Raw genomic sequence first — 26,408 nt, forward strand, 5'->3', positions numbered from 1 at the left:
CGGGCTATTTTAGCAAGCCGCGCGGCTTGCGCGGGGCGCTCGTGAACAGGCGGTCGTAGAGCCAGTCGGGCAGGGCGCGCAGGACCCTGGCGACGACACCCATCGGCCACGGGATCACGGTGTAGGTGGCGCCGCGTGCGATGGCCGCCGCGAAGCGCTCGGCCGCCCGCTCCGCCGGCAGCAAAAACGGCATTTTGTAGGGGTTGACCGCAGTCATCGGCGTTGCGATGTAGCCCGGCGCGATGGTCACCACCCGGATGCCGTAGGGCCGCATTTCGAGGCGCAGGCTTTCGAGGTAGGCGATCACCGCCGCCTTCGACGCCGAATAGGCTTCCGCCCCCGGCAGGCCGCGAATGCCGGCGACCGATGCGATGCCGACCAGCCGCTTCTCGCCGCCGGCCGCCCGCATGGCCGGGATGAAGGGCGCGAAGGTCGCCGCCATGCCGTAGACGTTGGTGTCCATCACCCGCCGGAAGGCCGCCAGGTCTTCCTCGTACTCGGTCAGCGTCCCGACCGAGACGCCGGCATTGGCGATGACGATGTCCGGCGCGCCGCAGCGGGCGATGAAGTCGACAGCGGCGGCATGCAGGGCCGGCGCATCGCAGACGTCGAGCGGATAGCAGGCGTGGCCGCCGCCCAGGCGCTCGTTCAGCGCGGCGAGCACCGGCGCCCTGCGCGCCGCCAGCCCGAGCGTGGCGCCCTGCGCGGCGTAGTAAACGGCAAGCGCCTCGCCGATGCCCGACGAGGCGCCCGTGATGAAGACCTTCAACGCCAATTATTTCTTGCCGGATTTCTCGCTGCGCGCCTTGGCGATCGCCTTGTCGGTGTTGGCCAGCAGTTCGCCGAAATTGTTGCCGGCGACCGCGTACTTGCCGTCGACATAGACGGCCGGCACGCCGGAGATGCGGTAGGCCTGCGCCATCTGGTCGGCGCGCTTGACCTTGCTCATGACGCCGAAGGAATTGTAGGTGTCGGCGAACTTCTTCTGATCGACGCCCTTCTTGGCGACCCACTCGGCGATCGCCTTGTCGTCGAACAGGTTGGTCCGTTCGCTGTGGATCGCCTTGAACACGTCGTTGTCCAGCCTGGCCAGCTCGCCGGTCGCTTCCAGCGTGTAGTAGAGCTTGGCCGCGTTGGTCCATGCCGCGCGGTTGAAGGTCACCGGCACGCGCTTGACCACGACGTCGCCCGGCTGCTTGGCGGCCCAGGCGGAAATCAGCGGATGGAAGTCGTTGCAGTGCGGGCAGCCGTAGCTGAAGAACTCGATCACCTCGATCTTCGCCGGGTCGTCGGTCGGCTGGGCCGGCGAGATCGCCGTGAACTCCTTGCCGGGCGTCTGGGCCAGGGCCGGCACGGCTGCGGTCAACGCGACGCCGAGGGCGAAAATGCTGCGGACGAAACTGCGACGGGCGAACTGCATGCGTTACTCCTTGTTCTTGGCGAGCTGGGCGTCGATGCCGTTTTTGGCCAGCTCGGCGCGGGTTTTGTTCAATTCGTCGATGCGCGTGAAGGGGCCGACCCGCACGCGGTAGAAGGTCTTGTCCTGGATCATCACCTGCTGGATGACGGCCTCGACGCCCATGAACGCCAGCTTGGCCTTCTGGTTGTCGGCGTCCTGCGCGGTGCTGAAGGAGCCGGCCTGCAGGAACAGCGGCGTCTTGCTCTCCTTGACCTCTTCCTTCTTCGGCTCCTCTTTCTTTTCTTCCTTCTTCGGCTCTTCCTTCTTCGCCTCCGGCTTGCCGGCCTTGTCCGGCACGGCGTCGGCCTTGCCGGGCAGGATGTCGTAGAACTGGAAGCGCTTTTCCGGAATCGGGTCACCCGGCTTGCCCGGCAGCGCCATCGGCTGGCCGGGCTGCGCCGCCCCCTTGCCGTTGGCACTGCCGTTGGCGGCCTGGCCTTCCGGCTTTGCTGGCGGGGCCTGCACCTGCTTGTTGAACGGCAGCGGCGACTTGTTCATGTACCAGACGACGCCGGCGGCGACGCCGACACCGAGCACGAGGCCGATGAACATGCCGATCAGGGTGCCGCCGCGGGATTTCTTCTTCGCCGGCTGGCTCTTGCGCGGTTTCATATCGCGGCTCATGGGTTTTCCTTACATCGATTCCGGGCAGCTGACGCCCAGGATGGCGAGACCGTTGCGGATCACCTGGCGCACCGCGGCGGCGAGCGCGACCCGCGCCTCGCGCAACGCTGCATCGTCGACCAGCATGCGTTCGGCGTTGTACCAGCCGTGGAACTCGCCGGCCAGATCCTTCAGGTAGAAGGCGATCATGTGCGGCGCCAGGTCGCGGGCAGCGGCATCGATCACGTCGCGGAATTCCGCCAGCTTGCTGGCGATCGCCAGTTCGCGTGGATTGGCGAGCAGCGCCAGGTCGGCGTCGGCCAGCGCCGTCAGGTCGCCGCCCCACTGGGCGAGCACCGAACAGATGCGGGCGTGGGCGTACTGGATGTAATACACCGGGTTCTCGTTGGTCTGGCTCTTGGCCAGGTCGAGGTCGAAATCGAGGTGCTGGTCGGACTTGCGCAGCGCGTAGAAGAAGCGGCAGGCGTCGTTGCCGACCTCGCCGCGCAACTCGCGCAGCGTGACGAACTCGCCGGAGCGCGTCGACATCGAGGCCTTCTGGCCGTTGCGGTAGAGCACCGCGAACTGGACCAGCGCCACCTGCAGCCTGTCGGCGTCGAGGTCGAGCGCCCGGACGGCGCCGCTGACGCGCGGGATGTAGCCGTGGTGGTCGGCGCCCCAGATGTTGATGACCTTGTCGAAACCGCGCTCGAACTTGTTCAGGTGGTAGGCGATGTCGGAAGCGAAGTAGGTGTACAGGCCGTTCTCGCGCTGGACGACGCGGTCCTTCTCGTCGCCGAAGGTGGTCGACCGGAACCACTTGGCGCCGCTCTGCTCGTAGAGATGCCCCTTCTTCTCCAGCAGATCCACGCAGCGGGCGACCAGGCCGGTGTCGTAGAGCGCCTTTTCCGAGAACCAGACGTCGAAATGAACGCCGAATTCCTCGAGGTCGTCGCGGCAATCGGCCAGCTGCTCGGACAGCGCATGCTGGTGCACATAGGTCCAGTCCGCACCGAGCAGTTCCTTGGCGCGGGCGATCAGCGCGTCGAGATGCAGTTCGCGCTGCTGCTTGGCGTCGTCGTCGGCGCGGCCGGCCTCCGGCAGGCCCGGCGTCCCGGCCAGCACGTCGGCGGCCGGGCGCACGTACTTGGCACCGTGGGCGACCGTCATCTGCTGCGCCATGTCGCGCACATAGTTGCCCTGGTAGGCGTTGGGCGGGAAGGGGACGGACACGCCGTGCTGGTCGAGGTAGCGCAGCCAGGTCGACAGGCCGAGGATGTCCATCTGGCGGCCGGCGTCGTTGACATAGTATTCGCGGGTGACGTCCCAGCCGGCGAAGGCGAGCAGGCTGGACAGCGAGGCGCCGTAGGCGGCGCCGCGGCCGTGTCCGACGTGCAGCGGGCCGGTCGGATTGGCCGAAACGAACTCGACCTGCACCTTCTGCGCTGCACCGAGTCGCGAACGGCCGTAGTCGCCGCCTTCGACCAGCACCGCCCCGACGACATCGACCTTGGCGCGCGCATCGAGCGTGAAGTTGATGAAGCCGGCGCCGGCGATCTCGGCCTTGGCGACGAGCGCCGACGGCGGCAGTTCGGCCAGCAGCTGGCCGGCGATTTCGCGCGGATTCTTCTTCAGCGCCTTGGCCAGCTGCATCGCCAGGTTGGTCGCGAAATCGCCATGCGTCGGGTCGCGCGGGCGTTCGAGCTGGATCGGGGTAGCGGTTGCGGTCGGCGCAACGCTGGCCAGCGCCTTTTGCAGGAGCTCGGTCAGCCGGGATTTGACGTCATGGGCCATTGATTCGTGGCAAAAAAGGCAAAGCCGGCATTATACGCTGCGGGGAAATCGCAACTGCAAAAGATGCGAAACGGCGCAGACCAATCGCCGACCCGCGTGTTAACATGCCCGTTTAGCGTTTTGCCCGGCCCGTCCGCGCCCCCTGCCGCCCATGCGTTTCTTCCGCCTGCTCAAGATCGCCGCCGTCGCCAGCCGCTACGGCCTCGACGAAATGGTGCTGGAACACGAGCCGACCGGCCGCCTGGTCCGCCTCGCCAACACGCTGCAGTTCTGGCGCGACCTCTCGGCGCCGCGCGCGGTGCGGCTGCGCATGGCGCTCGAGGCGCTGGGGCCGATCTTCGTCAAGTTCGGCCAGGTGCTGTCCACCCGCCGCGACCTGATGCCGGCCGACATCGCCGACGAACTCGCCAAGCTGCAGGACCAGGTGCCGCCCTTCGACTCGCATCTGGCGCTGGCCGAAATCGAGAAGGCCTACGGCCGCCCGGCGCACGAGGTGTTCGCCGAGTTTGACCCGCTGCCGATCGCCTCGGCGTCGATTGCCCAGGTGCACTTCGCCCGCCTGCGCGCCGAGGACGGCAGCCACGAGGTCGCGGTCAAGGTCCTGCGGCCCAACATGCTGTCGGTGATCGAGCACGACCTGGCGCTGATGGACAATTTCGCGTTGCTGCTCGAAAAGCTGTGGGCCGACGGCAAGCGCCTGAAGCCGCGCGAGGTGGTCGCCGAATTCGCCAAGTACCTGCGCGACGAGCTCGACCTGATGCGCGAGGCGGCCAACGCCTCGCAGCTGCGGCGCAACTTCACCGATTCGTCGCTGCTGGTCGTGCCCGAGGTGCACTGGGACTTCTGTACGTCGACCGTGATGGTCATGGAGCGCATGCAGGGCGTGCCGATTTCGCAGATCGACCGCCTGCGCGCTGAAGGCATCAACCTCGAAAAGCTGTCCGCCGCCGGCGTCGAAATCTTCTTCACCCAGGTCTTCCGCGACGGCTTCTTCCATGCCGACATGCACCCCGGCAACATCTTCGTCGCCCCCGACGGCCGCTACATCGCGCTCGATTTCGGCATCGTCGGCACGCTGACCGACTCCGACAAGAACTACCTGGCGCAGAATTTCCTCGCCTTCTTCCGCCGCGACTACAAGCGCGTCGCCGAGGCGCATATCGAGTCCGGCTGGGCGCCCAAGGAAACCCGCGTCGACGAGTTCGAGGCCGCCATCCGCGCCGTCTGCGAGCCGATCTTCGACCGCCCGCTAAAAGACATCTCCTTCGGCAAGGTGCTGCTGCGCCTGTTCCAGACCTCGCGCCGCTTCAACGTCGAGATCCAGCCGCAGCTGGTGATGCTGCAGAAGACCCTGCTCAACATCGAGGGCCTCGGCCGCCAGCTCGACCCCGAACTCGACCTGTGGAAGACCGCCAAACCCTTCCTCGAACGCTGGATGAGCGAGCAGATCGGCTGGCGCGGCCTGCTGCGCACCTTCAACCAGGAAGCGCCCTACCTGGCGCGCACGCTGCCGCAGCTGCCGCGCCTCGTGCACCAGTCGCTGACGCGCGAACCGGCCGCCGACCTGCAGCCGCAGCTCGACCGCCTGATCGCCGTCCAGCAGCAGCAGAACCGCTGGCTGGCCGTCATCGCGCTGCTGCTCGCCACCGTCATCGGCCTGCTGCTCGCCTGATCCGCCGATGTTGCCGCCGTCGCTCGACGCCTACACGGAGAAGCACCTGCGCGAGTGGCTGGGCCAGCGCGAACTGGACAAGGCGCGCCCCTATGTCGAGGTCGTCCGCGATCTCGAGGTCGACCCGGAATTCATCCGCGCCGTAGTGCCCGGCACGGCGCGCAAGCCCTACCTGGCGATGGCCAAGCTGGTCACCGGCAAGCAGGGCGTGCAGACCCTGGCCAGCACCTGCACCTGCCCGGTCGGCGGCCATTGCAAGCACGTCGCGGCGATGCTGCTGCGCGCCATGGAAGAGCGCAGCACGCCCGACCGCGTCAGCCCCGGCGTCCTGTCGTGGGTCGAGGACCTGCGCCGCGCCTCGATCGCCGTCGCCAAGAAGAAGGCGCGCCCGTCAGGCGCCCGCCAGCAGCTGTTCTACCTGCTGAAGTGGACGGCCGACCAGCGCCATTTCGGCATCGAGATCGCCAAGGGCAAGTTCCCGGACAGCGCCGAGGAGTGGTGGAATATCGAGCGCGCGCTGGTCAATCCGCCGCAGTTCGTCAACGAGGAAGACCTCGGCATCCTGCGCCCGCTGTGGGCCGACCGCCTGCACGAAAGCGGCCTGCGCGCCTTCGGCCTCGGACCGCGGCACGGCGCCGAGGTACTGCAGCGCCTGGTGCAGAGCGGCCGCTTCTACGCCGACAACGGCGACGGCCTGCCGCTCACCGAGGGCCAGCCGCGCCCGGCCACCGTCGGCTGGCGGGTCGACGCGCGCGGGATGCAGCGCCCGCTGCTGCTCGCCCAGCCGGCGGCGGCGCTGATCGTCCCGGTCCAGCCGCCGTGGTATGTCGACCTGGCCGAAGGCGAGGCCGGCCCGCTCGAGGTGGCCGGCAATCCGGCGGTCATCGCCCGCCTGTTCAGCCTGCCGCCGCTGTCGGCCCGCGAGGCGGCCGTGGTCGCCCAGACCCTCTCCGAACTGGCGCCCGAACTGCCGAAACCGGCCGAGGACGCCACCGTCCGCCTGCGCACGGTGGACGCGCCGCTGCAGCCGGTCCTCCAGCTCGACACCGTGCCGACCCACGGCAACCGGGCGTGGCGCGGCTACCCGGCCTGCCTGGCCGGCGACTACTTCGACGTCGCCCGCCCCGTTTTCCGCTATGCCGACGTCGACGTCCGCCCCGACGAGCATCACGAATTCGTCACCCTGCCGGAGGGCGAGACGGTCCACCTCAAGCGGCGCCCCGAGGCGGAAATGCGTGCCCTGCAGGCGTTGACCGCAGCCGGCTTCGAGAAGCTTCCGTCGCACACCCTCGACACCTTCGGCCGGCCGCCCGAGGGCGTGTACGGGCTGGTCAGCGAAAACGCCTGGCCCGCCTTCATGCAGGACGGCCGCGAGGCGCTGCGCGCCGCCGGCTGGCAGGTCGAATACCCGGAGGATTTCCGCCATCACCTGCTTGAGGTCGACGGCTGGGAAGCCGATCTCGTCGAATCCGACAACGGCTGGTTCGACCTCGACATGGGCATCATCGTCGACGGCGAGCGCCTGGCGCTGGCCCCGCTGCTCGCCGCGCTGTTCCGCCGCGACGCACGCTGGCTGGAAAGCGTGCTGATCGAGGCGATCCCCGACGACGAGCCGATCGAGCTGCAGACGCCGCTGCGCCAGCGCATCCGCGTCCCGGCCAGCCGCATCAAGCCGCTGGCGGCAACGCTGATCGACCTCTTCGACGGCTTTGCCGGCGGCGACACGCTGCGCGTCTCGCGCTTCGATGCGCCGCGCCTGTCCGAGCTGACCGACACCAGCCGCTGGCAGTTCCGCGGCCAGGGCGACATCTTGGCGCTCGCCGAGCAGCTGCGCGCCGCCCAGGGCGTCACCAGCATCGCCGCGCCGGCCGGCCTGCGCCTCGAACTGCGCGACTACCAGAAGGAGGGCCTCGCCTGGCTGCAGTTCCTGCGTGCGCAGAACCTGTCGGGCATCCTCGCCGACGACATGGGCCTCGGCAAGACGGCGCAGACCCTGGCCCACCTGTTGCTCGAAAAGGAGAGCGGACGTCTCGACAAGCCGGCGCTGATCGTCCTGCCGACCTCGCTGATCTTCAACTGGAAGCACGAGGCAGCGCGCTTCGCCCCCGATCTGCGCGTGCTCTCCCTGCACGGCCCGGAACGCAAGAGCCGCTTCGCCGAGATTCCCGCCCACGACGTCGTGCTGACCACCTACCCGCTGCTCTGGCGCGATGCCGACGAACTGATGCAGCACAGCTACCACCTGCTCATTCTCGACGAGGCGCAGACGGTCAAGAACGCCCAGAGCCAGGGCGCAGAGGCGGTGCGCAAGATCGACGCCCGCCATCGCCTGTGCCTGACCGGCACGCCGCTGGAAAACCATCTGGGCGAGCTGTGGAGCCAGTTCGACTTCCTGCTCCCCGGCTTTCTCGGCGCCAACCGGCAATTCGCCCGCCACTGGCGGACGCCGATCGAGAAGCAGAACGACCGCCGGCGCCGCGACCTGCTGGCCCGCCGCATCCGCCCCTTCATCCTGCGCCGCAAGAAGGAGGACGTGGCCCAGGAACTGCCGCCGAAGACCATCATCGTGCGTAGCGTCGAACTCGAGGGCGGCCAGCGCGACCTCTACGAAACGGTGCGCGCGGCGATGGACGTCAAGGTGCGCGACGAGATCGCCAGCCGCGGCTTCAACCGCAGCCAGATCGTCATCCTCGACGCCCTGCTCAAGCTGCGCCAGGTCTGCTGCGACCCGCGCCTGGTCAAGGCCGGTGCGGCGCGCAAGGTCAAGGAGCGGGCCAAGCTCGACCTCTTGATGGCGATGCTGCCGGAACTGGTCGACGAGGGCCGGCGTATCCTCGTCTTCTCGCAATTCACCAGCATGCTGGCGCTGATCGAGGAAGAACTCGCCGCCGTCGGCCTCGACTATGCGCTGCTGACCGGCGACACCGGCGACCGCGAAACGCCGATCCGCCGCTTCCAGGAAGGCGAGGTGCCGATCTTCCTGATCAGCCTCAAGGCCGGCGGCGTCGGCCTCAACCTGACCGCCGCCGACACCGTCATCCACTATGACCCGTGGTGGAACCCGGCCGTCGAGAACCAGGCCACCGACCGCGCCCACCGCCTCGGGCAGGACAAGCCGGTATTCGTCTACAAGCTGATCGTCGGCGGCAGCATCGAGGAAAAGATCCTCGCCCTGCAGGAACGCAAGGCCGAACTGGCGGCCGGCATCCTCTCCGAGGATCGCGGCGTCGACCTCAAGTTCGGCAGCGACGACCTAGCCGCGCTGTTCGAACCCCTGCCCGGTTAAGGGGGTCATTTTCGGCCGTTTCTCGGCGTCGACCGCAACCGGCGCTACAATCCACCAATCAGAAAACGCTAATAAATGGAGTTGCCATGCGCCGCCTCGCCCTCCTCGTCGTCCTTGCCCTGAGCGCCGGCCTGGCGCTCGCCGAAGACTGGGCCGTCCGCCAGAAGGTGGCGACCAGCTTCGCCGACACGCGCGACGGCATCGTCATGGCGATCGAGAACCGCGGGCTGGTCATCAACTACACCTCGCACATCGGCGACATGCTGGCGCGGACCGGGGCCGACATCGGCGCCAAACGCAAGGTGTTCGAGCAGGCGGAAATCATCGAATTCTGTTCGGCCGGCCTGTCGCGCAGGATGATGGAAGCCGACCCGCACAACATCGTGCTGTGCCCCTTCGCGATTTCCATCTACACCCTGCCCGGCGACCCGACCGGCACCTGGGTCGCCTACCGCCGGCCGCAGGGCAAGGCGGCGGCCATGGTCGAGGGCCTGCTCAAGGAAATCGCCGCCGAAGCCGGGCGCTGAAAACCGGCCGTTACCGGGCGTCGACCGCAAGCGGCCGGTCAGGCCATCAGCGTCGCCGCCATCACCCGTTTCAGGGTGCCGCTCAGGGCCAGGCGCACCGCCTGCTGGCGGACTTCGGCACGGTCGCCGGCGAACTGGCAGGTCAGCGCCTCGCAGCCGCCGTCGCGCTGCGCCCAGGCGAAGCAGACCATGCCCACCGGCTTGTCCGGCGTGCCGCCGTCCGGCCCGGCGATGCCGGTCACCGCCACCGACCAGTCGCCGCGGCTGTTCTTCAGCGCCCCCTGCGCCATCGCCCGGGCGGTCGCTTCGGAGACCGCGCCGTGGCTCGCCAGCGTCGTTTCCGGGACGTCCAGCATGTCGAGCTTGGCGGCATTCGAGTAGGTGACGAAGCCGCGGTCGAACCAGGTGGAACTGCCGGCGATGGCGGTCACCGTCTGGGCGATCCAGCCGCCGGTGCAGGACTCCGCGGTCGCCAGCCACTCCCCGCGACTGAGCAGCTCGCGGCCGAGATGTTCGGCAAGTTTTTCGAGTTCGGACATAATGCACAATCTTATCACCCGGTCGCCTTGCCATGTCCCGCCCACGCGACAACGTCCGCGACTTCCCCGGTCGCCGCTGGCTCAACCTCAGCCTGCGTACTGCCCATCTCGCCGGGGTCGTCCTCCTTGGCGCGGCCCTGCTCGGTCACGGCGACACGATGGCCGGCGCCTGGCTGACCCTGCTCTCCGGGCTCGGCATGTTCGCCGGCGACGCCTGGGCGAATCCGGCGCACGTGCGGGAAATTGCCGGCTGCGGGGTGTTGCTCAAGCTCGCGCTGCTTGCCCTAATGGCCGTCGTGCCGGCAACGGCGCTAGCGGTATTCTGGACGCTCCTGGTGCTGTCGACCCTGCTCTCGCACGCCCCCGGCGCCCTGCGTCACAAGCGCCTGTTCTGAGCGGGCAGACGCCCTTAGCGGCGGCGCAGCAGGTGATTGACGACGAAGCTCGACACCAGTTCATGGCGCTGGTTGAAGGCCGAATAGCGCAGGCGGGCGATGCCGCGGTCGGCCTTCGACTTCGACGGGATCACCGCCATCACCTCGACCTCCGCATGCAACGTGTCGCCCGGACGGGCCGGGGCAAACCAGCGCAGCTCGTCGATGCCCGGCGAACCCATGCTCGATTCGCCGAAGACGCCGGTCTGAATGAACAGCCGGAAGGTCAGCGAGACCACCTGGAAGCCGCTGGCGATCAGTCCGCCGTAGATCGACTCGGCGGCAACCACGGCGTTCAGGTGAAACGGCTGCGGATCGTAGGTCAGCGCGAAGCCGATGATTTCGCTTTCGCTCAGCGTGATGCCCCCGGTGACGAATTTTTCGCCGGGGTGCAGGTCGTCGAGAAATTTGCTGCCCATGTCGTCGCCCTCCTTGGCGCACCCATCTTAACGCCTGCACCGAAACCGCGGCCATCCGGATTTTGGCAATTCTGCCAACCGCGACGGCGCCACGCACGTTAACATGGAACCGTAGCCCGGTTGCCGGGCGCCTTTCGTCTGTTCAAGGAGGATTCGAATCATGGGCGGCATCTTCTGGACCATCGTGCTCGGCTTCGTCATCGGCGTTCTGGCCAAGCTTCTTCACCCCGGCAAGGAGAACATGGGCTTCATCGCCACCGTCATCCTCGGCGTCGCCGGCTCTTTCCTGGCCGGCGTCATCGGCCAGTTCCTCGGCTGGTACCAGGCCGGCGAGGGGGCCGGCTTCATCGCATCGGTCATCGTCGCCATCCTGCTGCTGGTCGTCTACGGCAAGATTCGCGCCGCGCAATCCGGCAAGTCGTGAGCCAGGGAGAATGCAGATGGGCATGACCGCCACCCTTGCCGCCGGCGCCTGGGCGCCGGCTACCACCGCCGATTCGACCCTTCAGCTGCGCCGCGAATGCCGGGCCATGGCCCGCCGGCGTGCCCTGCTCGCCGCCGCAACCTCGCTGATTCCCGTTCCCGGCATCGACCTGGCGACCGACCTCGCCCTGATGACCCGGGTGATCGCGCGCATCAACGACCACTTCGGCCTCAGCGAAGCGCAGCTCGGACGCCTGTCCGGCGAGCGCCAGGCGCTGGCCTGTCGCCTGCTGACGAGCGCCGGCGGTACCCTGGCCGCGCGCCTGACGACGCCGGCGCTGGTCGCCCGCATCGTGCGCGTCGCCGGCGTGCGCCTGACCGCGATGGAAGCCGCCCGCCTGGTGCCGGTCGCCGGCCAGCTGGTCGCCGCCGGCATCGGTTACTGGTCGGTGAACGCCGTGGCGATGCGTCACATCGCGCACTGCGAACGCATCGCCGGCGAACTCCGGCAAGCCAGCGCGGGGCGCTGAACATGCGCCCGACCACGCTCGCCGTCCTCGGCCTCCTGCTCGCCGGCGCGGCGCAGGCCGCCACCACCATCGACCTGACGGCCGAGGCGAGCCGCCCGGCGGCCAACGACATGGTGCGCGCCACGGTGTTCGCCGAGGCCAGCGGCAGCAACGCCGGTGAACTGGCACGCCGGGTCAACCAGGACATCGCCGAAGGGCTCAAGGTCATCAAGGCGAAGCCGGGCATCTCGGTCAAGAGCGGCCGCCAGAGCACCTTCCCGGTCTATGGGCAGAACCAGAAGATCGAGAGCTGGCGCATCCACTCGGAGCTGATCCTCGAATCGCGCGATGCCGCCGCGGTGTCCGAACTGCTGGGCCAGCTGCAGCAGATGCGCCTCGCGGTCGGCGGCGTCAGCCAGCTGCCGTCGCCCGAAACGCGGCGCAAGGTGGAAGACGAGGCGACGCGCGACGCCATCGCCGCCTTTCGCCAGCGCGCCGCGGTGGTCGCCGAGGTACTCGGCAAGCCGTACAAGATCCGCCATCTGAGCATCCAGCAGAGCGGCCAGATGCCGCCGATGCCGATCATGCGCGCCAGCCGCGCCATGGCCGCCGAGGCGGCGCCGCCGGTGCCGCTGGAAGCCGGCGAAAGCCTGGTGACGACGACCGTCAGCGGCCAGGTCGAGGTCGCCGACTGAGAACTACACCCCCTCGAACAGCTGCACCTCGACGCGGTCGCCGGCCTGCACGCCGGCGCAGTCTTCCGGCAGGACGACGAAGCAGTTTGCCTCCGACATCGAGCGCAGCACCCCCGACCCCTGGTTGCCGGTGGTTTTGACCTGCCAGCGGCCGTCGACCGCAGCCACCGTGCCGCGCAGGTATTCGCGGCGGCCGGGCTGCTTCCTGATGGCGTTGGCGGCCGTCACCGTCAGCAGCGGACGTTCGGGCAGCGGATCGAGACCGGACAGGCGCAACAGGGCGTCGAGCGCGAACTGGGTGTAGCTGACCATCACCGCCACCGGGTTGCCGGGCAGGCCGAACAGCCAGGCGTCGCCGATCTTGCCGAAAGCCATCGGGCGACCGGGCTTGATGTTGAGCTTCCAGAACCCGACCTCGCCGAGGCGGGCGAGGATTTCACGGACGAAATCGGCCTCGCCGACGGACACGCCGCCGGTGGTGATGATCGCGTCGGCGACGCCGGCGGCTTCGCGCAGCGTCGCTTCCAGCGCTTCCGGCACGTCGGGGACGACGCCGAGGTCGATCAGGTCGGCGCCCAGGCGGGTCAGCAGGCCGTGCAGGGTGTAGCGGTTGCTGTCGTAGATCTGGCCGGGCGCCAGCGGCGTGCCGATCGACGCCAGTTCGTCGCCGGTCGAGAAGAAGGCGACGCGCAGGCGGCGCCGGACCGCCACCTCGGCGATGCCGAGCGAGGCGATGAGCCCCAGTTCGGCCGGACCGACGCGCTTGCCGGCGGCCAGCGCGACGGCGCCGTGCGCCAGGTCCTCGCCGGCGCGCCGGGTGTTCTGGCCTTTTTTCTGGCCGGCGGGAACGAGGACGGCGCCGTCCTCGACGCGCGTCACCTCCTGCACCACCACGGTATCAGCCCCGGCCGGCAGCACGGCGCCGGTCATGATGCGCACCGCCTGCCCCTTGCCGACCAGCCCGGAGAAGGCGTTGCCGGCGAAGGCGCTGCCGACCACCTGCAGGCGCGTTTCACCGTCGCCGGCGAGGCTGTCGAAGCGGACCGCGTAGCCGTCCATTGCCGAGTTGTCGTGCGCCGGCACGTCGTGCGGGGCGACGATGTCGGCTGCGAGGATGCGGCCCAGCGCGCTGCGCAGCGGCACAAACTCGCGGCCGGCGACCGGCGCCACCTGCGCCAGCAGGTGGGCGCGCGCCTCGTCGGCGGAGAGGGCGCGGTTTTCGGGGGCGTACGAGGCGCAGGAGGAGGTGTCGGTCATGGCGTCACGGTTTGGCGTTGGGGAAGAAGACCTGCTGGCCGTCGGCGCGGAAGGCGGCGATCGCTGCCTGGCCTTCCGGCGAGACCAGCCACTGGGCGAAGCGCTCGGCGGCGTCCTTTTTGACATGCGGGTGGCGCGCCGGGTTCACCGGGATCACGCCGTAGGGATTGAACAGCACCGGGTCGCCGGCGAGCACGAGATCGAGGTCGCGGCGATTTTTGAAGGCGTACCAGGTGGCGCGGTCGGACAGCGTGTAGGCGCTGGTCGCCGCCGCCATGTTGAGCGTCGGGCCCATGCCGCTGCCGGTTTCCTTGTAGCCGGCCAGCGCCTTCGGATCGACGCCGGCGTCCTTCCACAGGCGCAGCTCGGCGGCGTGCGTGCCGCTCTTGTCGCCACGCGAGACGAAGGGCTGGCCGCTGCCGGCGATCGCCTTGAGCGCGTTCAGCGCGCTGCCGGCGTTGCGGATTTTCGCCGGGTCATCCTTGGGGCCGATGAAGACGAAATCGTTGTACATGACGTCCTTGCGGTAGCTGCCGTAGCCTTCGGCGACGAACTTGTCCTCGGCGGCGCGGTCGTGCACGAACAGCACGTCGGCATCGCCGCGGCGGCCGATGTCGAGCGCCTGGCCGGTGCCGACGGCGACGACACGCACCTTGATCGCGGTCGACTGCTCGAATCTGGGCAAAATCCAGCCGAAGAGGCCGGACTGCTCGGTCGACGTGGTCGACGCGACGACCAGCGTCTCGTCGGCGTGGGCGACGCCGGCCATCAGGCCCAGGACAAGCATCAACGATCGAAGGTAATGCGCCATGGCAGTTCTCCTTGCAGGTAAGCCCGGGCCGCCGGCGAGTGCGGGCGGGCGAAGAAGCGGGGCGCCGTTTCGTGCTCCTGCACGCGGCCATCCGCCAGAAAGATGATGTCGTCGGCCAGGCGCGTCGCCTGCCCGAGATTATGCGTCGTCATCAGCACCTTGGCGCCCTCGGTGCGGATTTCGCGAACGATGGTCTCGACCGCCTCGGTCGCCGTCGGGTCGAGGCTGGCGGTCGGCTCGTCGAGCAGCAGCAGGCGCGGCTGCATGGCCCAGGCGCGGGCGAGCGCCAGGCGCTGGCGTTCGCCGCCGGAGAGCTGGCGGGCGCAGTCGCGGGCGCGGTGGGCAAGGCCGACGCGCTCGAGCACCGCCAAGGTCCGCGCCTTGCGTTCGGGGGCGCGTAGCGCCTGCGGGCGCAAGGCGAACTCGACATTGGCGAACACCGACAGGCGCAGCAGCATCGGTTGCTGGAAGACCATCGCCAGGCGGCCGGCGGGCACCGGCGCGCCGCCCCAGTCGACGCTGCCGCCGTCAGCCGGCAGCAGGCCGGCCAGCAGGCGCAGCAGCAGCGTCTTGCCGGCGCCGTTGGGGCCGAGGATGACGCTGATGCCGTCGCCGGAAAGTTCGAGGTCGACGCCGCCCAGCACGACCCGCCCCTCGGGCGCAAAGCGCAGGCCGGCGATGCGCAGCGGGAACATCAGCCATACCTCCGGGCCGCCCAACAACGCAGACCGTAGGCGACGACGTTGAGGGTAAGAATGATGCTCATCAGCACGATGCCCAGCGCGATCGACAGGGCGAGGTCGCCCTTGCTGGTTTCCAGCGCGATGGCGGTGGTCATCACCCGCGTGTAGCCGTCGATGTTGCCACCGACGATCATCACCGCGCCGACCTCGGACATCGCCCGGCCGAGCCCGGCCAGCGTCGCCACGCTGAGCGAGAAGCGGCAGTCGGCGAGCAGCAGCCGCACCGCCTGCGGTCGACCGATCCCGATGACCGAAAACTCCGGCGCGTACTCGCGCCAGGCGTCCTCGACGATCTGCCGGGTGACGGCGGCGATCAGCGGGACGACCAGCACGCTCTGGGCGACGATCATCGCCGCCGGCGAGAAGAGCAGGCCGTAGCCGCCAAGCGGCCCGCTGCGCGACAGCGCGAGATAGACGAGGACGCCGACCACCACCGAGGGCAGCCCCATCAGCGCGTTGAGGGCGACGTTGCAGGCGCCGCGCCCGGGAAAGTCGGCGACCGCCAGCCAGGCGCCGAGCGGCAGGCCGAGCAGGGTGCCGATCAGCAGCGCGCTCAGGCTGACGCGCAGCGAGAGACCGACGATTTCGAGCAATCGGTGGTCGAAGCTGCCAAGCAGGGCGAGGGCGTCTAGCAGGGTGGCGGTCATGGGCGCAAACGTGACAACGCCCGACGGTCACCCGCCGGGCGCTGCGAGGATACCACCGTGGTTATTTATTCGCTGCGGGCGCCGGTGTAGCCGCAACCGGCGCAGCTGCCGCCGGTGCCGCGGCGGCAGGCGGTGCCGGCGGGGCGATCGGTGTGGGCTTGACGGTGATGCCGTTGGCCTTCTGCTGCTTGATGAAGGCTTCGGCGACGCGGTTCTGGGCGTTGGCCAGTTGTTCGGCTTCGAGCTTGGCGGTTTCGGCGGCCTTGGCCTTGGCTTCTTCGGCCTTGGCCTTGGCTTCCTCGGACGGCGGCGGCAGTTTGGCCCAGGCGCCGGCACTGGCTACGGTCAACGCCAGAATCAGGGCGAATTTGCTTGGTTTCATGTTCATGGTTCTCCCCTTATCCCTGTGGATGACCGGATTTGCCGGCCTTGACATCGTTGTACCACTGCTCGTGGTGTTCCTTGGCCCAGGTTTCATCGACATAGCCGGTCTTCATCGAATCGAAGGCGCCGTGGGCGCCGATGGTGCCCATGTAGATGTGGCCGAAGGCGAGCAGCAGCATGACGATGGCCGATACCGAATGGACGATGTTGGCGATCTGCATGTCGTTGCGCGTCTGGTCGAAATTCGGGAAATTCATGACGAAGCCGGAAATCGAGACAGTCAGCCCGAGAATGGTGACACCGATCCAGAACCAGGTCTTTTCGCCGAAGTTGAAGCGCCCGGATGGCACGTGCTCGCCGGTGATGAGCCCGCCCGCCTTGCGGATCCACAGCGCATCGATGCTCTGCCAGACATTGTCGCGCGCCCAGATGACGATCATCGCCAGCAGCGAGGCGGCGAACAGCGGCCCGATGAAATTGTGCACATTCTTGCCGAGCACCATCAGGTAGCCGAACAGCGAATGACCGATCACTGGAATCATCACGTGCTTGCCGAACAGCATGGCCAGCCCGGTGACTGCCAGGATCACGAAACTGCCGGCGGTGAGCCAATGCACGACCCGTTCGTAGCGCGGGAAGCGCTGGATCAGGCGGCCCGTGGGCGCGTCATGCAGCGTTAGCGGCCCCTTGATCTTGTAGAAGATCAGGATCGCCGCCGCCACCAGCATCAGGAGGATGCCGCCGTAGAAGGTCACCGGCCCGTTGCGGAGATGACGCCAGGTATCGCCTTCGCTCTGGATCAGGACGCCGGCCTCCGGCCCGCGGTTGGTCGTGAAGAATGAATCGCCGGAGCGCACCTCGCGCCACATCGGCGCGTTGTTGCCGGGCTGCGTCTGCTGCCGTTCCGCCTGCTGCTGTGCCGGCGTCGGGTTGTCGGCGGCGGCGAGCGGCAGGCTGCCGGCGAGCATCAGGCAGCCGGCGACGAGCAGGCGCCCGAGCCGGAACCTCAGGGTTGAAGTGGTCATCGTCGGCCCCTCACTTGATCCGGTTGTACTCGGTTTGCCCCTGATTGCGCGCGCGCAGGGCATTTTCCCAGGCCTGCTTGTTGCCGGCGAACTTCTCGCCCTCCCACGGCCGGACGTCGGACTTGCCCTGGTAGTTGCCCTGCTTGTAGTTGGGCACCTGCGAGTATTCGCCGCAGGCAACGAGGCCGACGGTTACGGTCAACACCAGAAATAGCGCCTTTTTCATTTTGCCGCCTCCTTGGCGGCCGGTGCCGCCTGCTCCGGCTTGCCGTAGGCCGTATTCCAGCCCCAGGCTTCGCCGGCCTTGCCCCGGCGCATGACGCGCTCGCGGTAGATGTCGGATATTACCGGCGCATCGCCGGCGAGCAGCGCCTTGGTCGAGCACATCTCGGCGCACAGCGGCAGCTTGCCTTCGGCCAGGCGGTTGCGCCCGTATTTCTCGAATTCGGCCTTGGAGCCGTTTTCTTCCGGACCACCGGCGCAGAAGGTGCACTTGTCCATCTTGCCGCGCGCGCCGAAGGCCGCCGGGCCGTTGGGGAACTGCGGGGCGCCGAAGGGGCAGGCGAAGAAGCAGTAGCCGCAGCCGATGCAGGCATCCTTGTTGTGCAGGACGACGCCCTCTTCCGTCTTGTAGAAGCAGTCGGTCGGACAGACGGCCATGCACGGCGCGTCGGAGCAGTGCATGCAGGCGACAGACACCGAGCGCTCGCCCGGCACCCCGTCATTGACGGTGACGACGCGGCGGCGGTTAACCCCCCACGGCGTCTCGTTTTCGTTCTTGCAGGCGGTGACGCAGCCGTTGCATTCGATGCAGCGCTCGGTGTCACACAGGAATTTCATGCGAGCCATTTTTATTCTCCTTTAGGCCTTGGTGACACGGCAGAGCGTGGTCTTGGTTTCCTGCATCATGGTCACCGAGTCGTAACCGTAGGTCGTGCCCTGGTTGACCGACTCGCCGCGCACGATCGGCGCCGCGCCTTCGGGGTAGTACTCGAGCATGTCCTTGCCCTGCCACCAGCCGGCAAAGTGGAAGGGCAGGAAGACGGTGCCCGGCGCCACCCTTTCGGTAACCTGGGCGCGCACCTTCATGCGGCCCTTGGTCGGCGTCTCGACCCACATGAAGTCGTTGTTGCGGAAACCGGCGTTGTTGGCGTCGCGCGGATTCACCTCGCAGAACATCTCCTGCTGCAATTCGGCCAGCCACGGGTTGGAGCGGGTTTCGTCGCCCCCCCCTTCGTACTCGACGAGGCGGCCGGAGGTCATGATCAGCGGGTATTCCTTGGAAATGTCCCTGACCTTGGTCTGCAGCGACTTGTACAGGGTCGGCAGGCGCCAGAAGACCTTCTTGTCGTCCGGCTGCGGGTATTTGTCGACGAGGTCGGGGCGCGGCGAGTACATCGGCTCGCGGTGCAGCGGCACCGGGTCGGGGAAGTTCCAGACCAGGGCGCGGGCGCGGGCGTTGCCGAAGGGATGGCAGCCATACACCTTGAGGACCACTCGCTGGATGCCGCCCGACAGGTCGGTCTTCCAGTTCTTGCCCTCGGCCGCCTTCTTCTCGTCCTCGGTCAGGTCGTCCCACCAGCCGAGCTTCTTGAGCAGGACGTGGTCGAACTCCGGGTAGCCCATCTGCAGCGCGGCGCCCTTGGAGGCCGAGCCGTCGGCAGCCAGCAGCGAAACGCCGTCGCGCTCGACGCCGAAATTGGCGCGGAAGTTGCCACCGCCGTCCATCACGTGCTTCGAGGTGTCGTAGAGGTTGGGCGTGCCGGGGTGCTTCAGTTCCGGCGTGCCATAGCACGGCCAGGGCAGGCCGAAATAGTCGCCGTCGCAGGGGCCGCCGTTGGCGCGCAAGGTCTTGACGTCGAAGGTGTGCATGTTCTTCATGTGCAGCTTCAGGCGTTCCGGCGACTGGCCGGTGTAACCGATGGTCCATGCACCGCGGTTGATTTCGCGCAGGATGTCCTCGATTTCCGGCTCGTCCCAGCCTTGCTTGTCCTTGTTCACCTTGATGTTCTTGCACAGCTCCTTCTCGAAGCCGAACTTCTTGGCGAAGGCGTACATCAGGGTATGGTCAGGCTTCGACTCGAACAGCGGTTCGATGACCTTCTCGCCCCATTGAATCGAACGGTTGGAAGCAGTGCGCGAACCGGAAGTCTCGAACTGGGTGCACGCCGGCAGCAGATAGACGCCGTCCTTGCGCATCATCGCCGCCATCGCCGCGGTGGCCGACGGGTATGGATCGATGACGACCAGCAGATCGAGCTTCTTCATCGCCTCGACCATTTCCAGGCCACGCGTCTGGCTGTTGGGGGCCATGCCCCAGTAGACCACGGCACGCAGGTTGGAATCCTGGTCGATCGCTTCGTTCTTTTCCAGCACGCCGTCGATCCAGCGCGAAACGGTGATGCCCGATTTTTCCATCATCGCCTGCGAGGCAAACTGGCTCTTGACCCACTCGTAATCGACGCCCCACACCTTGCACCAGTGCTTCCACGAGCCGGCGGCGAGGCCGTAATAGGCGGGCAGCGAATCCGGATTGGGGCCGACGTCGGTGGCGCCCTGCACGTTGTCGTGGCCGCGGAAGATGTTGGTGCCACCGCCGGAGACGCCGACGTTGCCGAGCACCAGCTGCAGGATGCACATGGCGCGGACGTTGGCGTTGCCGACCGTGTGCTGGGTCTGCCCCATGCACCAGACGACGGTGGACGGCTTGTTCTTGGCCAGCATCTCGGCGATGCGCAGCACTTCGGCTTCGGGGATGCCGGTGACGTCCTGGACGCGCTCCGGCGTCCACGTCATGACTTCGGCCTTAACCTTGTCGAGACCGAAGACACGGGCGTCGATGTAGGCCTTGTCTTCCCAGCCGTTCTTGAAGATGTGGTAGAGCATGCCTCAGATGAAGGGAATGTCGGTGCCGGAACGGATGCGCGTGTAGATGTCGGCCTTGGCCGCCGTGCGCGTGAAGCGCGGGTCGACGACCGCCATCTTGCAGCCGTTTTCCTTGGCATGCAGCATGTGCAGCAGCGACACCGGGTGCGCCTCGGCGGCGTTGGAGCCGATGTACAGCGCCGCCTTGGAGAACTGCATGTCGTTGTAGGAGTTGGTCATGGCGCCGTAACCCCAAGTATTGGCGACGCCGGCGACCGTGGTCGAGTGGCAGATGCGGGCCTGGTGGTCCATGTTGTTGGTGCCGAAGAAGGACACGAACTTGCGCATCAGGTAAGCCTGCTCGTTGCTGTGCTTCGACGAGCCGACCCAGTAGGTGGCGTCCGGGCCGCTTTCCTTCCTGATCGCCAGCAGTTTTTCGCTGACCTCGTTGAGCGCCTGTTCCCAGCTGATCCGCTTGTACTTGCCGTCGACCAGCTTCATCGGATACTTCAGGCGATGTTCGCCGTGACCGTGTTCGCGGACGGAGGCACCCTTGGCGCAATGCGCGCCGAGATTGATCGGCGAATCGAAGACCGGTTCCTGGCGCACCCAGACGCCGTTCTCGACGACGGCATCGACGGCGCAGCCGACCGAGCAGTGCGTACATACCGTGCGTTTGACCTCGACGCCGGTCTTGTTGTCCTTGACGACATCGGCCGCCTCGGCGCTACCGATCATGTTGTACGGCAACTGGGTCGCCAGCGCCCCGCCGCCGGCGGCAAGGCCGGAGCGCTTGAGGAAGGTGCGGCGATCCATGGTCGCGGCCAGCACATTGCCGGTTGCGGTCGACCCCGGATTTGCAGCCAAAATGACGCCGGCTTCCGGGCGCGCCGCAGATTTCGCTTTTCTGGTCAGCATGGTTGCTCTCCGCTCAAACCCGCGCCGTGCGGTAATAGTTGCTGACGTGGCGGGTTTCTTCATAGCTGCCCACCTTGTCTTCGGGCTTGACGGTCGCCACCGGCGCCGTCTTTTCCTTGCCGACGCCGACAGCAACGGCCACCGCGCCGGCGCCGCCGACGCCGGCGGCGAGCAGGAAGCCGCGCCGCTTGAGATTTTCCGGTTTCTTGTCAGTCATGATTTCCCCTCCTCACAAAACTAGAGCATGTCGAACGCCAGGCGTTCGATCTCGAAAAAGGCGCGCACCAGCGCAGCGGTACGCGGATAAAAGCGGGCATCGGGCGCCCGTTCGAGGGCATCGCACAGCGCCTCGAACCACGGCGCAATATGCCGGGCAAAGAACAGTTGCTGGCGCCCGAGACCGGCCGCATCCGGGCCGGTGACGATCAGGTGGCGCATGACATCGCACAGGGCGGCGATGTGGTCTTCGGATTCCGTAACGCCTAGGCGACGGCCCAGCCCGAGCTCGGCGAGATCGGCACGCAGCTCGACGACCGGCCCTTCCATCAGGAAGCCGGCCATGTAGAAGGAACCGAACAGCATCACGTCCGGCCGGCCGATGGTCAGGAACAGCCGGGTGTATTCGTCTTCGAGCTGCTCGGCATCGGTGTTGAGCGCGGCATCGCGCAGCATCAGCCAGGCTTGGCCGAGCGCATTGCCGCTACCGCCCCAGGCGGCCGCCAGCGCCGGCAGCTTGTGCAGGAAGTCGGCATCGGGCGCGCTGGCGAAGAGGCGCGACAGCACGGCGTAGTGCTCGGCGCGGGCGCGTTCCTCGTCGGTCAGCAGCGGCGCGGCCGCCACGCGTTCGCGAACTGCACTCATTCGGTCATCTCCCAGGCTTTCGTGCTCTTTTCGTGGTTGATCAGGTCGATCACGCGGCAATCGCCGCACATGGTCAGTCGCGCCCTGGCTTCCGGCGTCGCGAACATGCTGTGGCCGGACAATTTGCCAAGCATGTTCATGATCGTCGGCGCCGCTCCCATCGGCTTGCCGCAGACGGTACAGCAGAATACCTCGGCCTCCCTGAGAATGCGCTCATGGCGGCGCTCCTTCAGGAGCAGGCGGGGCGTCAGCGTGATGGCCCGCTCCGGGCAGGTGCCGGCGCACAGGCCGCACTGGATGCAGTTGCGTTCGAGGAAGGAGAGGCGCGGCGCATCGGCCGCCGCCTTCAGGGCGCTGGCCGGACAGGCGCTGGTGCACGCCATGCACAAGGTGCAGGCGTCGCTTACCGCCACCATGCCGAACGGCGCGCCGGCCGGCAGATCGATGGCATCGACCGGTGCCGGGGCATGTTTGGCCAGATGGTCGATTACGAATTCGAGCGTCGTCCGCTTGTCGGCGAACAGCCGGAATTCGGCCGGTGGCACGGTCAACGGCGCCGGCCAGCCACCCAGGACGCCGGCCAGGTCGTCGGCGTCGCCGACGACCTTCACGTAGTCGCCGGCGTAGCCGAGGCCGTTGAGAACGACATGGGCGATCCCCGCCTGTTTATGCAGCGGCGCCAGATCGTGTGAGCCGGCGCCGAGCAGGGCGACCCGGCCGGCGCCCAGCGCAATGGCGCCGAGCATCAGGTCGAGCCCGACGGCGTCGATGCTCCAGGTTTCGACCGGAATGACGTTGGCCGGCAACTTCCCGCCGCCACGCTTGAGCGCCGCCAGCGCCTTTTTTCCGGCCTCGGCGGAATGGAACAGCAGGCAGGGGTTTTCGCCGCCGGCAGCGCGCCAGGCCTTGAGCTGGGCCTTGATGGCGACACCGACATCGACGACACGCGGATACTCGAACGCCAGCGCCCCGGACGGACAGACCGTCGTGCAGGTGCCGCAACCTTGGCACAGGTAAGGATCGAGCGCGATCTTGTCGCCGGCGCTGACGATGGCCTCGGTTGCGCAGACCTCGATGCAGTTGCTGCAGCCGGCTTTTTGCGAACGGCTGTGGGCGCACAGGCGTTCATTGACGGCGACGTAGCGCGGCTTCTCGAATTCGCCGGCAAAGCCGAGCAGGTCGATGATGGCCAGCGCCTGGTCGAGCGGGTCGCGCCCCGGTGCGACATAGCCTGGCGGCAGTTCGACGCGCTTGAGCAGGGCTTGCGGCGAGAGGTCGAGAACGACATCGAAGCGCTCCTGCCGGGCGCCGAGAGCGCCTTGCCAGCTGGCGACGAAGGCGCCGAGGTGGCCGGCCAGCCGCACATCGCTGCCGTTCTCGAAAACGAAATTGGACTCTTCCGGCAGGTCGACCGCAGCAGCCGGGGCAGCCGGCGCCAGGACGGTCACCCGGCGCTGCCCGGCCAGGCGCTCGGCCCAGCCCAGCGCCACCGCGGCGGGGCCGACGATGAGCAGGCGATCGTCGGCGCTCATGCTGACCGCCGGCACCGGCTCGGGTGCCGGCAGATCGTTCAGGACCGCCAGCGCGGCGGCCAGCGGCGGATTTTCGGAAAGGGGCAAGTTGGTGGAAACGGCTGGACTCAAGGCTTCACCTTCAAAAAAGTGCTTCTGCACAGCAGGCTTCGTGCCAGTGTAAAGCGGCCGCTATCGCCCGCTAAGCTGTTGATTTTCGGACGGCGCTGCGGCTGGCGTTTCAGCGACCGGGACATTTTGTCCCTCGGCGGCCAGAATGTCGCAACCTGCAGGCGTTTCGGCCGCTGGCCCTGCCTCTTCGGGCGCCTCGAAGAGCAGGCCACGCGCCTGGTTGAGCGTCGCCAGCATCGCCTCGGGAATCGGCTCGCTGATCGAATAATCGTCGATGTAGATGTCGAGGCCGTCCATCACGTTGAAATGGGGGTCGGCGAACAGGGTTTTCATCGCCTTGCGCCGCACTTCCTCGCCGATTTCCTGGCGCAGGAAATGGCCGAAATCGCTGTCCGGCGTCAGGTTGGCGAGCAGGCTCTCGGGGTCGGTGATCTCTGCGGTCGACGCCTTGTCGGCGGCCTTTTTCAGGCGCGACCAGCGCTCGAGAAAACGGCTGCCGCTCATGGCTGGCGCTGCCCGGCAAACGGATCGTTGCGCTTGATCTTCTTGCGCACTGCCGGCTTGTAGTGGGTATTGACGAAGTCGCCCAGCCAGTCGGCGATTTCCGGCGGCATCGGCACGCCGTCGCACTGCTCGCCGGAATCGAGCCAGCGGGCGGCTTCGCCGTAGCTCAGGGTGACTTCCACCGGCTTCGCAAAATCGTCGTCCATGCGCCACATGACGAAAACGCGCGGCTCGGGCGAGCTCAGATTGAGATGGTAGTTATCGACCTCGTCGCGGAACAGTTCGAGCGGAAAGTGGCCGACCAGGAATTGCTCGCGCTCTTCATCCGCGAAAATGCGCTTGGCCGGCGCGTCGACCGCAGCATCGAAGGCGGGAACGACGCCGATCGCTTCCCATTTCTCGCTGACCCAGCGGTTGTCGATCTGCTGCTTTTCGATGATTACGGAAACCGGAAACTGCTTCATGGCAAGCCCTGGAACGCTATAACGAACAGGATAGCCCAAACTCGGGCCAAGTGTAGAATCCCGCCGATGCATCGCCCACTGCTCAGCCAGGCCAGCCGGCCGCTCACTTTCGAAATCGATGCCGTCAACGAGCGCGGCGAGGTCGTGCCGACCGCCATCGCCGGCGAGCATCCGCTGACTATCTACGTCGACAAGCGCGAAATCGTCACCCTGATGACCCTGGGCGCCGCGCCGGAAGCGCTGACCCTGGGCTACCTGCGCAACCAGCGCCTGATCGCCAGCCTCGACGAGATCGCCGCCGTGCAGGTCGATTGGGAGGTCAATGCCGTCGCCGTCACCACCCGGCACGGCAACGGCATCGCCGAATGCCGCACCGAAAAACGCACGGTCACCACCGGCTGCGGCCAGGGCACGGTGTTCGGCGACCTGATGGACGAGATCGACGACATCCGTCTGCCAGCCAGCGCCCGCCTTTCCGAAGCGACGCTGTACGGGCTGCTCGATGCGGTGCGCCACCATGAGTCGATCTACAAGCAGGCCGGTGCAGTACACGGCTGCGCGCTGGCCCGGGGCAGCGAGATCTTGATGTTCATCGAGGACGTCGGCCGCCACAACGCGGTCGATGCGATCGCCGGCCGCATGTGGCTGGACGACCTCCTGGGCGGCGACAAGCTTTTCTACACCACCGGCCGGCTGACTTCGGAGATGGTCATCAAGACGGCGCAGATGGGCATCCCCTTCCTCGTTTCGCGCTCGGGCCTGACGCAGATGGGCTGGGAAATCGCCCGCAAACTTGGCATGACGATGATCGGCCGTGCCCAGGGCAAGCATTACCTGTTATTCACCGGCGAGGAGCGCTTCACGCGATGAGCGACAACAAGATTACCGGCGTCATCCTGGCCGGCGGACTGGGGCGCCGCATGGGCGGCATCGACAAGGGCCTGCAGGAACTGCGCGGGCGGCCGATGGTGGATTGGGTCATCGAACGCCTGGCACCGCAAGTCGACGAACTGCTGATCAACGCCAACCAGAACGGCGAGCGTTACGCCGCCTTCGGCCATCGCGTCGTGCCCGACCAGATTCCCGATTTCGCCGGGCCGCTCGCCGGGCTGCACGCCGCGCTGTCGGCGGCGGCGCATCCGCTGGTCGCCACCGCCCCCTGCGATTCGCCCTTCCTGCCGGCCGATCTGGTTTTCCGCCTGTTTCAGGCGTTGACCGCAACAGGGGCCGACCTCGCTGTCGCCCGCACCTTCGACCAGCCGCACCCGGTCTTCTGCCTGTGCAAACGCGAAGTATTGCCCCACCTGACCGAGTTCCTGGCCGGCGGCGGACGCAAGATCGACCGCTGGTACGCGACGCTGAAAGTCGTCGAAGTCGCCTTCGACGACGAGGCCGATGCCTTCGAAAACATCAACACGCGCGAGGAACTCGGGCGCTTCGACGCGACGCCGGGCGAATAGGCCTCCCGCTCACGGCGGCAGGCAGACGTTCCCGGCGGCGTCGAGCGGGAAGAACGGGTTCCAGCAGACCTCCCAGAGAAAGCCGTCGGGGTCGGCGAAATAGCCGCGGTAGCCGCCCCAGACGACCTTGCCGGCCGGCTGCACGACGCTCGCACCGAGCGCCGCCGCCTCGCCCAGCAGGCGGTCGACCTCTTCTTGCGAAGCGACGTTATGGGCCAGCGTGAAGCCGGGGAAACCGCTGCCGGCGGGCGGCACGTTGGCATCGGCGGCCAGCGCGGCGCGCTCGAAGAGTCCGAAGACCACGCTGCCTGCCTTGAAGAAGGCGATTTCCGGCTGGCTGCCCGACGACTCGCGCCAGCCGAGCGCCGCATAGAAGGCACGGCTCCTGCCCAGGTCGCCGACGCCGAGGGTGATGAAGCTGATGGTCTGACGCATGACAGCACCTCCCGCGAACACGATGGCGAAG

29 protein-coding genes and 1 pseudogene are annotated in these 26,408 nt (G+C 67.4%); 9 read left to right on the forward strand and 21 right to left on the reverse strand.

All coding sequences use genetic code 11. The annotated features are described in order from the left end of the window. Positions 1 to 4: 4 nt before the first annotated feature. Genes GH660_RS14520 through argS form a run of 4 tightly spaced genes read right to left on the reverse strand, consistent with a single transcriptional unit; the run spans position 5 to position 3,856 of the window. The gene (locus GH660_RS14520) at positions 5 to 775 is read right to left on the reverse strand and encodes an SDR family oxidoreductase (RefSeq protein WP_153147407.1); all 771 of its coding nucleotides are present in this window, start codon (positions 773 to 775) and stop codon (positions 5 to 7) included. After that, on the reverse strand, positions 776 to 1,420 hold the full coding sequence (locus GH660_RS14525; protein WP_153147408.1) for a thiol:disulfide interchange protein DsbA/DsbL: 645 nt from the start codon (positions 1,418 to 1,420) through the stop codon (positions 776 to 778). A 3-nt stretch (positions 1,421 to 1,423) separates the two neighbouring features. Continuing rightward, the gene (locus tag GH660_RS14530) at positions 1,424 to 2,083 is read right to left on the reverse strand and encodes an SPOR domain-containing protein (RefSeq protein ID WP_153147409.1); all 660 of its coding nucleotides are present in this window, start codon (positions 2,081 to 2,083) and stop codon (positions 1,424 to 1,426) included. Between the two features lie 9 nt (positions 2,084 to 2,092). Then, positions 2,093 to 3,856, reverse strand: a complete 1,764-nt coding sequence (gene argS, locus GH660_RS14535; protein WP_153147410.1) for an arginine--tRNA ligase — start codon at positions 3,854 to 3,856, stop codon at positions 2,093 to 2,095. Between the two features lie 151 nt (positions 3,857 to 4,007). Here argS and ubiB point away from each other — a divergent pair, with 151 nt between their 5' ends. The 3 genes from ubiB (at position 4,008) to GH660_RS14550 (ending at position 9,341) form a co-directional block, all read left to right on the forward strand. Further along, positions 4,008 to 5,528 (forward strand): ubiquinone biosynthesis regulatory protein kinase UbiB, encoded by a 1,521-nt coding sequence (gene ubiB, locus GH660_RS14540; protein ID WP_153147411.1) that lies wholly within the window; start codon positions 4,008 to 4,010, stop codon positions 5,526 to 5,528. 7 nt (positions 5,529 to 5,535) lie between these two features. Next, positions 5,536 to 8,814 carry a DEAD/DEAH box helicase gene (locus tag GH660_RS14545; protein WP_153147412.1) on the forward strand — a complete coding sequence of 1,093 codons (3,279 nt, stop codon included), beginning with the start codon at positions 5,536 to 5,538 and terminating at the stop codon, positions 8,812 to 8,814. An 86-nt stretch (positions 8,815 to 8,900) separates the two neighbouring features. Then, the gene (locus tag GH660_RS14550; protein ID WP_153147413.1) at positions 8,901 to 9,341 is read left to right on the forward strand and encodes a DUF302 domain-containing protein; all 441 of its coding nucleotides are present in this window, start codon (positions 8,901 to 8,903) and stop codon (positions 9,339 to 9,341) included. Between the two features lie 38 nt (positions 9,342 to 9,379). Here GH660_RS14550 and pncC read toward each other — a convergent pair whose 3' ends face one another. Continuing rightward, entirely contained in the window at positions 9,380 to 9,880 is a 501-nt protein-coding gene (gene pncC, locus GH660_RS14555) for a nicotinamide-nucleotide amidase (RefSeq protein ID WP_153147414.1), read from the reverse strand. A gap of 32 nt (positions 9,881 to 9,912) precedes the next feature. Here pncC and GH660_RS14560 point away from each other — a divergent pair, with 32 nt between their 5' ends. Continuing rightward, positions 9,913 to 10,275, forward strand: coding sequence for a hypothetical protein (locus GH660_RS14560; RefSeq protein WP_153147415.1), 363 nt, complete (start codon positions 9,913 to 9,915; stop codon positions 10,273 to 10,275). Positions 10,276 to 10,289: 14 nt separating this feature from the next. Here GH660_RS14560 and GH660_RS14565 read toward each other — a convergent pair whose 3' ends face one another. Further along, positions 10,290 to 10,733 carry a MaoC family dehydratase gene (locus tag GH660_RS14565; protein WP_153147416.1) on the reverse strand — a complete coding sequence of 148 codons (444 nt, stop codon included), beginning with the start codon at positions 10,731 to 10,733 and terminating at the stop codon, positions 10,290 to 10,292. Positions 10,734 to 10,893: 160 nt separating this feature from the next. Between GH660_RS14565 and GH660_RS14570 the strand changes: the two genes are divergently transcribed. Genes GH660_RS14570 through GH660_RS14580 form a run of 3 tightly spaced genes read left to right on the forward strand, consistent with a single transcriptional unit; the run spans position 10,894 to position 12,360 of the window. Continuing rightward, positions 10,894 to 11,157: a GlsB/YeaQ/YmgE family stress response membrane protein gene (locus tag GH660_RS14570; protein WP_153147417.1), complete on the forward strand. Its 264-nt coding sequence runs from the start codon at positions 10,894 to 10,896 to the stop codon at positions 11,155 to 11,157. Positions 11,158 to 11,179: 22 nt separating this feature from the next. Then, positions 11,180 to 11,686: a hypothetical protein gene (locus GH660_RS14575; protein WP_153147418.1), complete on the forward strand. Its 507-nt coding sequence runs from the start codon at positions 11,180 to 11,182 to the stop codon at positions 11,684 to 11,686. A 2-nt stretch (positions 11,687 to 11,688) separates the two neighbouring features. Next, the gene (locus GH660_RS14580; protein WP_153147419.1) at positions 11,689 to 12,360 is read left to right on the forward strand and encodes an SIMPL domain-containing protein; all 672 of its coding nucleotides are present in this window, start codon (positions 11,689 to 11,691) and stop codon (positions 12,358 to 12,360) included. A 3-nt stretch (positions 12,361 to 12,363) separates the two neighbouring features. On the opposite strand, the gene glp is transcribed toward GH660_RS14580, so the two are convergent. The 14 genes and pseudogenes from glp to GH660_RS14650 form a co-directional block, all read right to left on the reverse strand. Continuing rightward, positions 12,364 to 13,617, reverse strand: coding sequence for a gephyrin-like molybdotransferase Glp (glp, locus tag GH660_RS14585; RefSeq protein ID WP_153147420.1), 1,254 nt, complete (start codon positions 13,615 to 13,617; stop codon positions 12,364 to 12,366). 4 nt (positions 13,618 to 13,621) lie between these two features. Beyond that, positions 13,622 to 14,428 carry a substrate-binding domain-containing protein gene (locus GH660_RS14590; RefSeq protein WP_153147421.1) on the reverse strand — a complete coding sequence of 269 codons (807 nt, stop codon included), beginning with the start codon at positions 14,426 to 14,428 and terminating at the stop codon, positions 13,622 to 13,624. Further along, entirely contained in the window at positions 14,404 to 15,123 is a 720-nt protein-coding gene (locus GH660_RS14595; protein ID WP_153147422.1) for an ATP-binding cassette domain-containing protein, read from the reverse strand. The genes GH660_RS14590 and GH660_RS14595 overlap by 25 nt, the downstream gene beginning before the upstream one ends. Continuing rightward, a complete protein-coding gene (locus GH660_RS14600; RefSeq protein ID WP_153147423.1) occupies positions 15,123 to 15,818 on the reverse strand; it encodes an ABC transporter permease in 696 nt (231 codons plus the stop codon). Before GH660_RS14600 ends, GH660_RS14595 begins: the two co-directional genes overlap by 1 nt. A gap of 61 nt (positions 15,819 to 15,879) precedes the next feature. Beyond that, positions 15,880 to 16,200: a formate dehydrogenase gene (locus GH660_RS14605; protein ID WP_153147424.1), complete on the reverse strand. Its 321-nt coding sequence runs from the start codon at positions 16,198 to 16,200 to the stop codon at positions 15,880 to 15,882. Positions 16,201 to 16,216: 16 nt separating this feature from the next. Then, positions 16,217 to 17,227: a formate dehydrogenase subunit gamma gene (locus tag GH660_RS14610; RefSeq protein WP_153147425.1), complete on the reverse strand. Its 1,011-nt coding sequence runs from the start codon at positions 17,225 to 17,227 to the stop codon at positions 16,217 to 16,219. A 10-nt stretch (positions 17,228 to 17,237) separates the two neighbouring features. Then, positions 17,238 to 17,453 (reverse strand): hypothetical protein, encoded by a 216-nt coding sequence (locus tag GH660_RS14615; protein ID WP_153147426.1) that lies wholly within the window; start codon positions 17,451 to 17,453, stop codon positions 17,238 to 17,240. Then, on the reverse strand, positions 17,450 to 18,076 hold the full coding sequence (fdh3B, locus tag GH660_RS14620; RefSeq protein ID WP_153147427.1) for a formate dehydrogenase FDH3 subunit beta: 627 nt from the start codon (positions 18,074 to 18,076) through the stop codon (positions 17,450 to 17,452). Before fdh3B ends, GH660_RS14615 begins: the two co-directional genes overlap by 4 nt. Before the next feature lie 12 nt (positions 18,077 to 18,088). Continuing rightward, a pseudogene (locus tag GH660_RS18210) lies at positions 18,089 to 20,911 on the reverse strand (formate dehydrogenase subunit alpha); the annotation flags it as partial. Between the two features lie 112 nt (positions 20,912 to 21,023). Beyond that, positions 21,024 to 21,227, reverse strand: a complete 204-nt coding sequence (locus GH660_RS14630; protein WP_153147428.1) for a formate dehydrogenase — start codon at positions 21,225 to 21,227, stop codon at positions 21,024 to 21,026. 20 nt (positions 21,228 to 21,247) lie between these two features. Then, complete coding sequence (locus tag GH660_RS14635) at positions 21,248 to 21,871, reverse strand: molecular chaperone (protein WP_153147429.1); 624 nt, start codon at positions 21,869 to 21,871, stop codon at positions 21,248 to 21,250. Continuing rightward, positions 21,868 to 23,514 carry a 4Fe-4S dicluster domain-containing protein gene (locus GH660_RS14640; RefSeq protein WP_228276507.1) on the reverse strand — a complete coding sequence of 549 codons (1,647 nt, stop codon included), beginning with the start codon at positions 23,512 to 23,514 and terminating at the stop codon, positions 21,868 to 21,870. Before GH660_RS14640 ends, GH660_RS14635 begins: the two co-directional genes overlap by 4 nt. Before the next feature lie 60 nt (positions 23,515 to 23,574). Continuing rightward, positions 23,575 to 24,018, reverse strand: coding sequence for a DUF3306 domain-containing protein (locus GH660_RS14645; RefSeq protein ID WP_153147430.1), 444 nt, complete (start codon positions 24,016 to 24,018; stop codon positions 23,575 to 23,577). Further along, complete coding sequence (locus tag GH660_RS14650) at positions 24,015 to 24,482, reverse strand: DUF3305 domain-containing protein (RefSeq protein ID WP_153147431.1); 468 nt, start codon at positions 24,480 to 24,482, stop codon at positions 24,015 to 24,017. Before GH660_RS14650 ends, GH660_RS14645 begins: the two co-directional genes overlap by 4 nt. Before the next feature lie 66 nt (positions 24,483 to 24,548). Here GH660_RS14650 and GH660_RS14655 point away from each other — a divergent pair, with 66 nt between their 5' ends. Together GH660_RS14655 and mobA are read left to right on the forward strand one after the other, a co-directional pair. Beyond that, complete coding sequence (locus GH660_RS14655) at positions 24,549 to 25,352, forward strand: formate dehydrogenase accessory sulfurtransferase FdhD (protein ID WP_153147432.1); 804 nt, start codon at positions 24,549 to 24,551, stop codon at positions 25,350 to 25,352. Then, entirely contained in the window at positions 25,349 to 25,942 is a 594-nt protein-coding gene (gene mobA, locus GH660_RS14660; protein WP_153147433.1) for a molybdenum cofactor guanylyltransferase MobA, read from the forward strand. Before GH660_RS14655 ends, mobA begins: the two co-directional genes overlap by 4 nt. 9 nt (positions 25,943 to 25,951) lie before the next feature. Here mobA and GH660_RS14665 read toward each other — a convergent pair whose 3' ends face one another. After that, on the reverse strand, positions 25,952 to 26,377 hold the full coding sequence (locus GH660_RS14665; protein ID WP_153147434.1) for a VOC family protein: 426 nt from the start codon (positions 26,375 to 26,377) through the stop codon (positions 25,952 to 25,954). Between the last annotated feature and the right edge of the window lie 31 nt (positions 26,378 to 26,408).

Source organism: Dechloromonas sp. H13 (assembly GCF_009469615.1).
Classification (GTDB): domain Bacteria; phylum Pseudomonadota; class Gammaproteobacteria; order Burkholderiales; family Rhodocyclaceae; genus Azonexus.